Source organism: Mucilaginibacter sp. (genome assembly GCF_028288225.1).
Taxonomy (GTDB): Bacteria; Bacteroidota; Bacteroidia; order Sphingobacteriales; family Sphingobacteriaceae; genus Mucilaginibacter.
On the sequence record NZ_JAQBOC010000017.1, the window covers coordinates 19,024 to 31,672 of the forward strand.

General features: G+C 39.0%; 13 protein-coding genes. 9 read left to right on the forward strand and 4 right to left on the reverse strand.

Annotation, left to right across the window (positions count from 1 at the left end; all coding sequences use genetic code 11):
* Positions 1-88: 88 nt before the first annotated feature.
* The gene (gene msrA, locus JWQ54_RS04465; RefSeq protein ID WP_299580834.1) at positions 89-742 is read right to left on the reverse strand and encodes a peptide-methionine (S)-S-oxide reductase MsrA; all 654 of its coding nucleotides are present in this window, start codon (positions 740-742) and stop codon (positions 89-91) included.
* Between the two features lie 210 nt (positions 743-952).
* The gene (locus JWQ54_RS04470; protein ID WP_299580837.1) at positions 953-1,189 is read right to left on the reverse strand and encodes a DUF3820 family protein; all 237 of its coding nucleotides are present in this window, start codon (positions 1,187-1,189) and stop codon (positions 953-955) included.
* Between the two features lie 134 nt (positions 1,190-1,323).
* Between JWQ54_RS04470 and JWQ54_RS04475 the strand changes: the two genes are divergently transcribed.
* Positions 1,324-1,551 carry a hypothetical protein gene (locus JWQ54_RS04475; protein ID WP_299580840.1) on the forward strand — a complete coding sequence of 76 codons (228 nt, stop codon included), beginning with the start codon at positions 1,324-1,326 and terminating at the stop codon, positions 1,549-1,551.
* A gap of 122 nt (positions 1,552-1,673) precedes the next feature.
* Here JWQ54_RS04475 and JWQ54_RS04480 read toward each other — a convergent pair whose 3' ends face one another.
* The gene (locus JWQ54_RS04480) at positions 1,674-2,405 is read right to left on the reverse strand and encodes a hypothetical protein (RefSeq protein WP_299580843.1); all 732 of its coding nucleotides are present in this window, start codon (positions 2,403-2,405) and stop codon (positions 1,674-1,676) included.
* A gap of 409 nt (positions 2,406-2,814) precedes the next feature.
* Between JWQ54_RS04480 and JWQ54_RS04485 the strand changes: the two genes are divergently transcribed.
* A complete protein-coding gene (locus JWQ54_RS04485; protein ID WP_299580846.1) occupies positions 2,815-4,107 on the forward strand; it encodes a PQQ-dependent sugar dehydrogenase in 1,293 nt (430 codons plus the stop codon).
* The gene (locus JWQ54_RS04490) at positions 4,107-4,535 is read left to right on the forward strand and encodes a cytochrome c (protein ID WP_299580849.1); all 429 of its coding nucleotides are present in this window, start codon (positions 4,107-4,109) and stop codon (positions 4,533-4,535) included. The genes JWQ54_RS04485 and JWQ54_RS04490 overlap by 1 nt, the downstream gene beginning before the upstream one ends.
* An 82-nt stretch (positions 4,536-4,617) precedes the next feature.
* Here the strand turns inward: JWQ54_RS04490 and JWQ54_RS04495 are convergent, their stop codons facing one another.
* Positions 4,618-5,139 (reverse strand): hypothetical protein, encoded by a 522-nt coding sequence (locus JWQ54_RS04495; protein WP_299580852.1) that lies wholly within the window; start codon positions 5,137-5,139, stop codon positions 4,618-4,620.
* Between the two features lie 436 nt (positions 5,140-5,575).
* Between JWQ54_RS04495 and JWQ54_RS04500 the strand changes: the two genes are divergently transcribed.
* The 6 genes from JWQ54_RS04500 (at position 5,576) to rseP (ending at position 12,563) form a co-directional block, all read left to right on the forward strand.
* Positions 5,576-6,526: a glycosyltransferase family 2 protein gene (locus JWQ54_RS04500; protein WP_299580855.1), complete on the forward strand. Its 951-nt coding sequence runs from the start codon at positions 5,576-5,578 to the stop codon at positions 6,524-6,526.
* A gap of 216 nt (positions 6,527-6,742) precedes the next feature.
* Entirely contained in the window at positions 6,743-7,711 is a 969-nt protein-coding gene (locus JWQ54_RS04505) for a glycosyltransferase (protein WP_299580858.1), read from the forward strand.
* Positions 7,712-7,717: 6 nt separating this feature from the next.
* Entirely contained in the window at positions 7,718-8,419 is a 702-nt protein-coding gene (locus JWQ54_RS04510) for a hypothetical protein (RefSeq protein WP_299580861.1), read from the forward strand.
* A gap of 2 nt (positions 8,420-8,421) precedes the next feature.
* Positions 8,422-9,927 carry a GH3 auxin-responsive promoter family protein gene (locus tag JWQ54_RS04515; RefSeq protein ID WP_299580864.1) on the forward strand — a complete coding sequence of 502 codons (1,506 nt, stop codon included), beginning with the start codon at positions 8,422-8,424 and terminating at the stop codon, positions 9,925-9,927.
* 76 nt (positions 9,928-10,003) lie between these two features.
* Positions 10,004-11,218, forward strand: coding sequence for a 1-deoxy-D-xylulose-5-phosphate reductoisomerase (locus tag JWQ54_RS04520; RefSeq protein ID WP_299580867.1), 1,215 nt, complete (start codon positions 10,004-10,006; stop codon positions 11,216-11,218).
* Between the two features lie 13 nt (positions 11,219-11,231).
* Complete coding sequence (rseP, locus tag JWQ54_RS04525; RefSeq protein WP_299580870.1) at positions 11,232-12,563, forward strand: RIP metalloprotease RseP; 1,332 nt, start codon at positions 11,232-11,234, stop codon at positions 12,561-12,563.
* The last annotated feature ends 86 nt before the right edge of the window (positions 12,564-12,649 follow it).

A 12,649-nucleotide genomic window follows, 5' to 3' on the forward strand; every position in this document is an offset into this window, starting at 1 on the left:
TTGAGAGGATTAGTTAATTAGAGATTAGAGACCAGTTAAATTTAAGATACCAACTGATCTCTGATCTCCAGCCTCTAATCTCTGACACTTACTTCTGAAACTCCGGTTTTAACTCAGCTTTTTCTGCTTTCCTGAATTTCAAAACTTTCGGCACTGATACGTTGGCAATGTATGAACTGCCCTGGTTAAGCCTGTAATAACCCTGGTGATATTTCTCGGCGGGATAAAATACCTTATACTGCACTACCTGGGTTACAATTGCAGCAGGGTAATGCTTGCTTTCATTTATCTTTTTTATAGTAGCCTGTAAAATATTCTTTTCTTCGGGCGTACGATAAAATGCTATTGAACGATAATCAGTTCCTTCATCCGGCCCCTGGCGGTTCAGCTCTGTTGGGTCGTGCGCAAAAAAGAACGCATTTGCCAAAGTTGCATAGCTGATCACTTTAGGATCATAATAAACCTGCACACTTTCAGCATGCCCTGTTTGCTGGGAGCTTACATCCTCGTAACTTGGGTTTTTAGTTGTACCGCCCGCATAACCGGAAACTACCTTGTTTACGCCTTTAAGCTCTGACATCGCCTCGCTCATGCTCCAAAAACAGCCTCCGCCAAATGTGGCTACTTCCTCGTCTGCTGCAGGCTTTGGTAAATTTGCAAATTCCTTGCCGCTCCCTGGCTGGCCATTAACACAGCCGGCAAATAATAATACTGCGGCTGCATATAAAATAATTCGTTTCATACAATTTTAAAGTTAATAAGTAAATATACGTTAGTGCTTGTTGGTTGGATGGTCATTGTTGAGTAAAGTTGATTGAGTTAGATTATGTTGAATGAGCTTTTGATAGTCTGTCGTAAAAAATTAAAAAAACCTTACAACAATTAATAACTTTCATATCAATGCCTCAATTTAGGCCAACTCAATCAACCTAATAAACTCAATCCAACTTAATCAACCCCTCACCGCCCTCTTCACTTTAAAAATAATATCGGTCAGCCCATTGATCTTTATCTCATAAACGGTAGCCAGCATCATACCTAACTTTCCGGGCGGAAAACCTTTGTTGTGCATCCATTCCAGGTACGATATAGGTATATCACTTATCAAAGTGCCTTTATATTTGCCAAAAGGCATTTTTGTTTGTACTATCTCAACAAGTATTTTAGAATCGGGCCTGATATTTTCCACTTTGTAAAGATAGATATAATAGTTAATGGCATAACCTTGTCAAATACCATCTGCATCATAAACGGATAATAACCCAATTGTGACACACAATTTGAATTAAATAAAGTTATACATGATACACTTATAAACTAATTATGAAACAACAATTTGCAGCAATACTTACAGGTTCTGATTCGCCGGTTGATGGAATAGTAAAAAAAATTGATTTTGATGGATTTCCAGATGCTTATAAATTTGAATCGATCGACAACAGCCTCCATCTCATCATTGCCAAAGATGATGATGATAAATGGATTCGTCTTGCGGGTACTGAACCTTATTTAGGCAGCTGGATTGAGGAGCTTGCCCGGCAAATAATTTAATACGATTTAAGAATTTAAAGGATTAACAAGATAAAGAAAGAAAAAGAAAACTTACGAAGCTTTAAAAACTTCGCAAGTTGATTGCCAAAAACCTTACTAATCTTTCAAATCCTTAAACCGTGTTAATACCTGGCCTGCCTATGCGACATACCGATTGGTCGTGAATTACCGGCAAAGTGCTCATTACCTCCCCTGTTATCCCAGTTTTGGGTTGATGGCCTGGCAGACCTGCCCCGTCCATCATAACGTCCGCCATTGTTTTGACCTGACTGGTCGAAGCTACCCTGCCCACTGTTTCCATAATGATTCCCCCTGTTATAATTACCACCACGATTATCAAAATGATTATCATTTCTACGGTAAGCATCACGATCAAAATGATTATTACGGGTATAGCCGCCGCCATAACCGCCATAATGGTTGTTGTTATTAAAATGTCTCCATTCAGCTACTTCACGGCCATTATATCTTGATCTGTAATAGTCATTGCGAATAAACGGGCGGTGCTCACGTATTGCAAACCGGCGTCCGCTTCTCCAACTGTAATTACGGTATGTGCCGGGTAAATATGCACAGGTTATCCAGTTATCACCGTTATAATAGTAATAGCTTTGTGCGTTAACATTATAATAAGCGTCAACATCAGGCAGGTAATAGTAATCATCATCGTTACTATCGTCATAAACTTGTTCTGGTTGGTCATAAACCCGCTGTTGAACCAGTACCGGAACGCGGGTATAAATTACAGGACGAGGCTCAAAATTTAAACCTACACGAATCCTTATTTGTGCATTTGCTGTATTATAAATTAAGCCACTTAATGCTATTGCTGATAATATTGCTAATTTTTTCATAGTGCTAATTGTTTTTTGGTGATGAATAGATCATTAGCTTGTTTTCTCATCTGCTGCTAATGATTTTTTCATATCGTTAATTTTTATATAGCTAGGACAGCAAAATCAGGCTATGGTTTAATTGTTATCAAATAACCTATTACACCCCAGTATATGTTTAAAATTAAATTTTGATTATTATCGATTTCAAATGATTTAATTTTGTTTACAACGCTATATTCCAGTTCAAGCCATATTTTATATTTCATTATTTGAACTTTTATTTAACAAACAACAAGGCGGCTAATTAAATAATTAGTATTGTTTTCCCTTATTATAAGGATGTTGTCACACCAATTCTACAAAACAGGTTTACCATTTTACAGTTGTTTATTTTAACTTTGATCAACTAAAACTAACTCTTATGAAAATGAAGAAATTATTTATCTTTCTATTGCCTGCGATTGCAGTAGCAGGATTAATACTATTTAACGCATGTAAAAGTCCGGATACTAAAAACACCAGTGCCGATAGTACCAATACTGCAGGAAACACTGGCAACCCTCCTTCAGCCAATGCCGGTTTAACCTTGCCAACTGGCTTTAGCGCTGCTGCAATAGCCGAAAACTTAGGTAGCGCGAGGCACCTGGTAGTAACCCCGCAAAATGATATTTATGTTCACTTAGCCGATGCCAAAAATGGTAAGGGAATTTTAGTTTTACATGAAGATGGCAGTAAAGCCACAGAAAAATCAAGTTTCGCTAATTATGGCGGTACCGGGATCGCAATTAAGGGTGGATACCTTTATGCATCTTCAAATAGTGATATCTATCGCTATAAATTGAATGATAAAAATGAAGTAATTGATCCGGCTAAGCCTGAAACGATAGTAACTGGTTTAACAAATAAACGGATGCATAATTCAAAATCTATTGTGCTTGATAATGATGGCAATATTTATGTTAACATCGGCGCCTACTCCAACATTTGCAGCGATTATGATAAAGATAAAAAGGGTTGCCCTGTTTTAGTGGATGCAGCCGGGATCTGGCAGTTTAAAGCTGACAAGCCTGATCAAAAACAAAGTGATGGCATCCACTATGCCACCGGACTAAGAAATGTGGTTGGGCTTGACTGGAACCAGCAGGATAACCAGCTTTTTGTAATGCAGCATGGCCGCGACGCCCTGCATGATCTTTATCCTAATTTATATACTGCAAAGCAATCTGCCGACTTGCCTGCAGAATGTATGTTTGCACTGAAAAAAGGTGATAATGCAGGCTGGCCATATTTATATTATGACTGGATGCAACACAAAAAAATGGTTGGTCCTGAGTATGGCGGCGATGGTAAAAAAGAAGCAGACAGCAAATACCTGGAACCTGCAGCGGCTTACCCAGGTCACTTTGCCCCTGATGGTTTATTATTTTATACCGGCAATCAATTCCCCGAGAAATATAAAAATGGCGCTTTCATAGCTTTCCATGGCTCATGGAACCGCGCACCTGAACCACAGGAAGGTTACTGCGTGGCGTTTCAGCCTTTTAAAGATGGAAAGCCCGATGGTAAATATGAAATTTTTGCTGACGGTTTTGCAGGCCCGAACAAATCACCCGACGGAGCGCTTCACCGCCCATGCGGATTGGCACAAGGCCCGGATGGTTCACTTTATGTAACAGACGATCAAAAAGGAACACTTTACAAAATCAATTACAAAAAATAATGAAGTTTAAAATAATCTATTTAATATTAGCGGCATCCTTATTTGTATTTAATTTAAATGCGCAGGTAAGGCATGCTAAAAAAAGTATTAGCCCAGGTTCAGCCATGGCGAGGGGTAAAATTATTTACACCAGTATTTGTTTAAGCTGCCACATGGCTGGCGGTACAGGCGTTCCGCACCTTAATCCACCACTAATAAATACAACATATGTATTAGGAGATAAAGCAAAGCTGATAAAAATTGTGTTGAATGGCTTTAATGAAGATGTTGAGATAAACGGCCAAACCTACTCAAACACGATGACCCCGCATAGCGATTTAAAAGATCAGCAAATTGCCGATGTTTTAACATATGTGCGTAAAAGCTTTGGTAATAAGGCAAGTGCAATAAGCGCCGTTGAAGTAAAAAAGGTTAGGGCAGCTAAATAAATTGATTTCACTGAATTATGGAAGACGATTACACCGGTAAAAAAATAAATCGGTGTAATCTTTTTCAATCAGTGAAACCACTTTACTCCACTAAAGTATACCGGTATGCATTGTTTAGCTGCATTTTGGCGGTTACACGTTTAATGCTATCCTCAATTTTTTCCCTGTCGCTTTTTTCGGTCACTATTTCAAAGGCTTTGTTATAGGCTTTTAGTGCTTTTTCCAGGTGTCTGTTTTTCTCTGCAGATAAGCCAAGCAAATCATATATTTCAGCAATATCAACCCCCGGAGTTATTAAAGCTTTTTCGGCAATAAGGGCTACCTGTTTTTCCATATTTAAAAAAACAACAAGGTGCAGGTAATGAAAATAATTACCAGGAAAAGCAGGCTCAATCTCCATGCAGGTTTTAAAATGATAACCTGCTGTTTGGTAGTCTTCTAAGTCGTAATAATATATTTTTCCAAGCTGATGATGCGCCCGGGCGTACAAAGGGTCGTTACTTACAATTTCATTTAGCAGCTGCAAAGCTTTAGGCGTTTTGCCATAGTTTAGCTTATCGGTAGCCTGTAAATACTTTTCTTCAATTGTATAATAGGTGTTCATAAAATCTTAATAATATCTTGAGGTTCACAGTTAAGTAAACCCTTAAGTTTCTGTCTAATGTCTAAATAATAATTTTGTCTTTGCAGGTTGATGTAAACCAGGACTAGAAAGGCGTATTTAATGCACTCCTCTTCTGCTGTGCACCCACGGGCCGCATAAAGTTTTTATTGCAGAAATAATTAAGGCGTTGCATCGTTTTAATTTTTACAAAGATAGCCACAATTTATAAAAATCACAAGATTGAAGATCATAGAGCAACTACTGAAAATTCTATTAACATAATCCCTAAATAGTCGGAAGCCGAAACAAACCGGCGCAATCATAAAAATCAAATCGGTGCAATCATTTCAACAATCAGTGTAATCAAACTAAACTCTTTTTTATATTTTTGCGGATGATACGGAAGATACCTTATCTCCGGTCCCATCCCTAATAAATGGATATATCAGTAGTAGTACCGCTTTTCAACGAAATAGAATCATTACCCGAGCTTACCTCATGGATAAGCAGCGTGATGGACGATAACCGCTTTACTTACGAGGTGATCCTTGTAGACGATGGTAGCAACGATGGTTCCTGGGAAATGATCAGGAAGCTTAATACAGGCAATCCCTTTATTAAAGGCATTAAGTTCAGGCGTAATTATGGCAAGTCGGCGGCTTTAAATACCGGCTTTGAGGCTGCAAATGGCGATGTAATTATTACCATGGATGCTGATCTGCAGGATAGCCCGGATGAGATCCCTGAACTTTACCGGCGCATTGTAGAAGAGAAATATGATCTTATTTCAGGCTGGAAAGCAAAAAGGCATGACCCATTAAGCAAAACCATCCCAACAAAATTATTTAATGCCGCAACGCGCCGTATGTCGGGCATTCATAACCTGCACGATTTTAACTGTGGTTTGAAAGCTTACCGCAAAACTGTAGTTAAAAACATTGAGGTTTATGGCGAAATGCACCGGTACATCCCGGTTATAGCCAAGTGGGCAGGCTTTAGTAAAATTGGTGAACAGATAGTTGAACACAGGCCCCGTAAATATGGTAAAACTAAATTTGGCATTAGCCGTTTCATAAACGGGTTGTTAGATTTAATGTCGATATTTTTTGTTGGCAAATTTGGCAAACGCCCTATGCACTTTTTTGGCACAATGGGTACCTTGAGCTTTTTTGCAGGTATGATCTGCGCAATTTGGATTATATGGGAAAAGCTTTCAAACTTAGCTCACAACATAAAACCACGACAGCCTACTGATAACCCCTTGTTTTATATAGCCCTGGTTGCCGTAATATTAGGTGCTCAACTATTTTTAACCGGCTTTGTGGCCGAACTGGTAGCCCGCAGCGCCCACGAACGGAATAAATACCAGGTAGAGGAAGTTATTTGATGTGCGAATTTGCAGATATGCAAATGTGCGGATGAGAAAAACGAAATCGATGTGCGAATGTGCAAATATGCAAATGTGCGGATGAGAAAAAATATCTTGATGTTAAAAAAATTAATTTGGCTGTTTATGTTTGCAGTAATAAAAATCGATCGATCTATTCTTCATTACTTTTTCATCCGCACATCCGCACATCCATAATCCGCACATTAACAAAACATGTTTTTCTCCATCATCATACCATTATACAATCGTCCGCAGGAGATAAAAGAACTGCTGGAAACCCTTACGCTGCAAACATATAAGCGGTTTGAGGTTTTAGTGATTGAAGATGGTTCGAAAGATGATGCTGCAGATATTGTTAAAAGCTTTGCCGGTAAGCTTGATGTTAAATATTTTGTGAAGCCAAATGAAGGTCAGGGTTTTACCCGAAACTACGGTTTTGAACGTGCCAAAGGCGATTATTTTATAATTTTCGATTCGGATTGCCTGATCCCTGAGGATTATTTACAGATAGTTAACGATTCGCTTACCGTAAATCCTTTAGATGCCTACGGTGGCCCGGATGCTTCACACCCCTCTTTTACCCCTGTTCAAAAAGCCATAAGTTACTCCATGACATCTCCATTTACAACCGGGGGCATTCGTGGTAATAAAAAAGGAATAGGTCAATTTCATCCCCGCAGCTTTAATATGGGCATCTCCAGGCAGGTATGGGAAAAAGCAGGAGGTTTTATCATCACCCGCTCTGGTGAGGATATTGAGTACAGTATCCGCATTCATTCTATGGGGTTTAAGATCGGCCTGATACCCGAGGCTAAAGTTTATCATAAACGACGCACTAACTTTTTACAATTTTATAAGCAGATCCACTTTTTTGGGCGCGCGCGGATCAATGTTTACAAATTCTTCCCGGGCGAACTTAAAGCGGTACATTTTTTCCCGGCAGTATTTACCCTGTCATTATTATTTACATTAATTGCAAACATATTTAACTGGCAATTAGCACAGTTATGTAATTTTGTGTTGTTGCTTATAATTTTGTTGATATTTTTTCACTCCTGGGTTAAAAATAAGTCAGCAAAAATTGCATTTTTGAGCTTAATAGCTTCCTTCATCCAGTTAATAGCCTACGGGTTAGGTTTTATGCAGGATTTTTGGAAACGGATAATATTAAAATTGTCTTAATTATATATGTATCATCCATTTTCGGTAACCGAAACACTAAGTATAGCATGGCATATTCTGAAAAAGAATTTTGCCACTATTGCTGTGTATACCTTGGTCGTCTTCGTTATAGTTGGTGGTTCGGGTTTTGTTATATACAACTTGTTAAATGATGAAGTTTTAACGTCAATAGGTATTGTACTTTTACTAATTGGTATCAGCTTCCTCTTTTTAGGTTTTATCAAGCTGATCTTTCAACTTATTGACAAGGAGTTTTATGATTTTGATTTTGCCGATATTGTACCAAAAGTAAAAATGCTGATTAGCTATATTATTTTATTGGTTATTGTAAGCACACTTGCCGTATTTATGACAAATGCAATAAAATACCTGGGCGATGGTATTGTACAGAGTATTTTAGGGATAGGCATTTTTTTATTTATACAGTTTTTCTTTCTTTTCTATTTCCCCATTTGCGCCTGCTTTATCGTTGATGATCAGTCGGGTCCTTTTGAATCGGTCGCGCAAAGTTTTAACCTGATAAAAGGAAATTTCGTTAAGTACTTTTTATTATTTTTGTTAATTGAAGCGATGGTGTTAATAGGCTCACTTACCCGCATAGGAATGATATTTGTTATACCATTTGTAAACATTCTCTTAGTAGTGGCCTATCGCAAACTGGTTTACAGCCATTTGGATGTAGACGATGAAATTACCGAAACGCTTTAATTATGGGATTAAAGGCAGCATTAAGCAAACCTTTTGCCGCAATAGTAAATAGCCGGTTAAACAAGCTCCGCAAAAACGCAGTAGCACTTCAGCAAAAAACGTTAGGGCAACTTATTGGCAAAGCAAAACATACTGCTTTTGGTAAGGATCATCATTTTGGGCAGGTCAGCAATTATGATGATTTCAAAAAAAATGTACCAATCCGCGATTACGAACAACTAAGGCCATATATTGACCGGATTACCAAAGGCGAAGAAAATGTGTTGTGGCCGGGTAAGCCCGCTTATCTTTCAAAAACCTCAGGCACAACATCGGGTGTTAAATATATCCCCATTTCAAAAGAGAGTATGCCCGAGCATATTAAAGCTGCCCGTAATGCCTTATTGAGTTATATTCATGAAACCGGCAATGCTGATTTTGTTGATGGAAAACTGATCTTTTTGCAGGGCAGCCCGGTGCTTGACGTTAAAGCAGGCATTGCTACCGGAAGGCTCTCGGGTATTGTTGCCCACCATGTACCCGCTTACCTGCAAAAAAACCGCATGCCCAGCTACGGGATTAATTGCATTGATGACTGGGAGCAAAAGGTAGATGCCATAGTTGAAGAAACCAGGAACCAGGATATGCGCCTGATCTCGGGCATCCCGCCCTGGTGCCAGATGTATTTCGACAGACTTTCGTCAGTATCGGGTGGTAAAAAAATAAAAGACATTTTCCCGAACTTCAAATTGTTTGTACACGGCGGCGTTAACTACGAGCCCTACCGCGCGCGTATGGAAGAAAGCATAGGTTTTAAAATTGATTCGATTGAAACCTACCCGGCATCTGAAGGCTTTATTGCCTTCCAGGATTCGCAGAAGGAAAAAGGTTTATTACTGATGGTGGATTCAGGGATCTTTTATGAGTTTATCCCTACTGATGAATACTTTAACGAAAGCCCAACCAGAATCAGCTTAAAAGATATTGAACTTGATAAAAACTATGCTTTAATACTTAACACCAGCGCCGGTTTATGGGGTTATAGCCTGGGTGACACCATTAAGTTTGTATCAAAAGATCCCTATAAAATAGTTGTCACCGGGCGTATTAAACATTATATCTCGGCTTTTGGCGAGCATGTAATTGGGGAAGAGGTTGAGCAAGCATTAATGAGCGTAGCTAATGAGCAAGGTGTTGATATCACTGAGTTTACAGTTGCGCCGCAGGTAAACCCGCCACAAGGTGGACTGCCTTATCATGAATGGTTTGTTGAGTTTGGGACAGCCCCTAAAGACCTGGAAGCCTTTTCGTTAGCGGTAGACAAGGTATTGCAGCAAAAAAATATTTACTATTTTGACTTAATTAAGGGTAACATTTTGCACCCTTTGGTAATCCAAACACTTAAAAAAGATACCTTTATAAACTATATGCGATCGCAGGGTAAACTTGGCGGACAGAATAAAGTGCCAAGGCTCTCAAATGACAGGAAGATTGCAGATGAGTTGAAAGAATATATAAATAAAAACTAAACAAAAGGGATGTCATTGGCAGACATTCGAAGGGTGAGCGGAGCGGCCTTTGTCCGCGTGCTTCGAGTGCTTCAGCATGACATCCAATTACATTAAAGATATAGTATTGAGTAATAAAAAAAACATAGCCATATTAGGCTCCACTGGCAGCATCGGTACGCAATCCCTTGAGGTTATTGGCAATAATCCTGAACTTTTCAGGGCTTATTTGCTAACAGCCCAAAGTAATGCTGATCTGTTAATTGCACAAGCACTGCAATTTGACCCGGAATATGTTGTTATCTGTGATCAAAGCAAATATCAATATGTAAAAGATGCACTTGAAAATACTACTGTAAAAGTATTAGGCGGGATTAAAGCCATTATAGACACAGTTACCCATCCCGATATTCATATTGTGTTAACAGCTATGGTTGGTTTTTCCGGGCTTGAACCAACTATTGCAGCAATAAAAGCCGGAAAAGACATCGCGTTAGCAAATAAAGAAACCCTTGTTGTAGCAGGTGAGTTGGTTACGGGACTCGCCAAAAAACATGACGTTAAGATCTTGCCTGTAGATTCTGAGCACTCGGCCATATTTCAGTGCCTTGCGGGTGAAGAAGACAATAAGATAGAAAAGATCATATTGACTGCATCCGGTGGGCCGTTCAGGAGCAAATCTTTGTCGTTTTTAGAGCATGTTACCCGCGAAGATGCCCTTAAGCATCCAAATTGGGTAATGGGCGCTAAAATAACTATTGACTCTGCATCGTTAATGAATAAAGGGCTTGAAGTAATTGAAGCTAAGTGGCTGTTTGATTTGGAAGCCGGTCAGATTGATGTAATTGTTCATCCTCAATCCATTATCCATTCAATGGTACAGTTTCAGGACGGATCTATAAAGGCGCAAATGGGTTTGCCCGACATGAAACTGCCCATACAATATGCGCTTACCTATCCTAAGCGGGTAAAAAACGATTTTAAACGGTTTGACTTTTTAAGTTACCCAAATCTTACGTTTGAAAAACCAGATTTGGAAACATTCCGTAATTTAGCTTTAGCATATGAAGCATTAAAACAGGGTGGCAATATGCCTTGCATAATTAATGCCGCAAATGAGGTTGCCGTTGCTGGTTTTTTAAACAAAAGCATTGGCTTTTTAGCTATGAGTGAAGTAATTGAACAATGTATGCAACACATTGCCTTTAAGAAGAGTCCTGATTTGGACGACTATTTGAATACTGATAAAGAAACACGCATCTTTGCGCAAAATTTAATACATCAAATGCCGTTAAAAGCATTGCAATTTTAATATAAATATATAAATGAGTATAGTGATCATGGTAGGCCAGTTAATCCTGGGCCTGTCTATTTTAGTAATCCTTCATGAACTTGGCCATTTTTTGGCTGCCCGTGCTTTCGGAATTAAAGTAGAAAAGTTTTACCTGTTTTTTGATGCATGGAACTTTAGTCTTGTTAAATTTAATTATAAAGGTGTTGAATATGGCATCGGCTGGCTACCACTTGGCGGCTATGTGAAAATTGCCGGTATGATTGATGAATCAATGGATACTGAACAACTTGCAGGTCCGCCGCAGCCCTGGGAGTTCCGTTCAAAACCGGCATGGCAGCGCTTAATAGTAATGCTTGGAGGCATAATTGTAAATATATTCCTTGGAATCCTGATATTTTGGGTACTAACCATCAAATATGGGGAAAGCTATACGCCAAATAATGATGTTCAATACGGTATTGTACCCGGAAAAATAGGTTTAAGAATTGGTTTGCTCCCCGGCGACAAAATAACGGCTATAAACGGCAAAACAGTTGTACGTTTTGAAGAGCTCACCAGCACCGAAGTAATATTGGGCAATACAGATCTGACGGTACAACGCGGTGACCAAACTTTACATGTTAAAGTTCCGGGTAATTTGATAAATGATCTCTCTGATATGGGGATGGAGCAATTTATCAGCAGGGCACCACGGTTTAAATTTTCAGTTGAATCGGTTTCCCCTAAAACTGGGGCGCAACAGGCCGGTATACTTAAAGGTGATAGCATAGTTGCCATTAATTCAACCAAAATTGCTTTTTTTGACGAATTGCAGGCACAATTACAGCAATACAAAAACAAGCAGGTTCAATTAACGATAAAACGTGGAGATAGCGTTTATCAAAAAAATGCACATATTGACCTTTCTGGTGTTTTAGGATTTTTTCCTAAGGCTGACCTTCCCCCGCAGAAAAGGTTAACCTATGGTTTTTTTGGCTCATTGCCGGTAGGCGCAACAAAAGCATGGGGTACGTTTACTGATAATGCCAAAGGCCTTGGTAAAGTATTTAAGGGCGAAGTTAAGTTTAACAAAGCTGTTAGCGGCCCTGTAGCTATTGCAACCATGTTTGGTTCGCATATAGACTGGATCCGTTTCTGGAGCCTGGTTGGCTTTTTATCAATGGTACTGGCTTTAACCAATTTATTGCCTATCCCGGCGCTTGATGGCGGCCATGCATTATTCCTGGTAATTGAAATGATAAAAGGTAAGCCGCTTAGTGATAAGTTTTTAGAACGCGCACAGATAGTTGGCTTTGTAATACTTATAACCTTAATGGTATTTGTATTTGGCAACGATATAGTGAAGCAGATTGTGAAAAAATAAGACGATCGATTTCTATAAGATATATTACCCAAAAATACAAAACCGGCCGCTTCAATCGAAACGGCCGGTTTTGTATTATAAACTTT

What these genes read in the sequence shown, in the direction of transcription:
- msrA (WP_299580834.1), bottom strand. Translation starts at nt 742, where the DNA reads ATGAAACGAATTATTTTATATGCAGCCGCAGTATTATTATTTGCCGGC.
- JWQ54_RS04475 (WP_299580840.1), top strand. Translation starts at nt 1,324, where the DNA reads ATGAAACAACAATTTGCAGCAATACTTACAGGTTCTGATTCGCCGGTT.
- JWQ54_RS04480 (WP_299580843.1), bottom strand. Translation starts at nt 2,405, where the DNA reads ATGAAAAAATTAGCAATATTATCAGCAATAGCATTAAGTGGCTTAATT.
- JWQ54_RS04485 (WP_299580846.1), top strand. Translation starts at nt 2,815, where the DNA reads ATGAAGAAATTATTTATCTTTCTATTGCCTGCGATTGCAGTAGCAGGA.
- JWQ54_RS04490 (WP_299580849.1), top strand. Translation starts at nt 4,107, where the DNA reads ATGAAGTTTAAAATAATCTATTTAATATTAGCGGCATCCTTATTTGTA.
- JWQ54_RS04495 (WP_299580852.1), bottom strand. Translation starts at nt 5,139, where the DNA reads ATGAACACCTATTATACAATTGAAGAAAAGTATTTACAGGCTACCGAT.
- JWQ54_RS04500 (WP_299580855.1), top strand. Translation starts at nt 5,576, where the DNA reads ATGGATATATCAGTAGTAGTACCGCTTTTCAACGAAATAGAATCATTA.
- JWQ54_RS04505 (WP_299580858.1), top strand. Translation starts at nt 6,743, where the DNA reads ATGTTTTTCTCCATCATCATACCATTATACAATCGTCCGCAGGAGATA.
- JWQ54_RS04510 (WP_299580861.1), top strand. Translation starts at nt 7,718, where the DNA reads ATGTATCATCCATTTTCGGTAACCGAAACACTAAGTATAGCATGGCAT.
- JWQ54_RS04515 (WP_299580864.1), top strand. Translation starts at nt 8,422, where the DNA reads ATGGGATTAAAGGCAGCATTAAGCAAACCTTTTGCCGCAATAGTAAAT.
- JWQ54_RS04520 (WP_299580867.1), top strand. Translation starts at nt 10,004, where the DNA reads ATGACATCCAATTACATTAAAGATATAGTATTGAGTAATAAAAAAAAC.
- rseP (WP_299580870.1), top strand. Translation starts at nt 11,232, where the DNA reads ATGAGTATAGTGATCATGGTAGGCCAGTTAATCCTGGGCCTGTCTATT.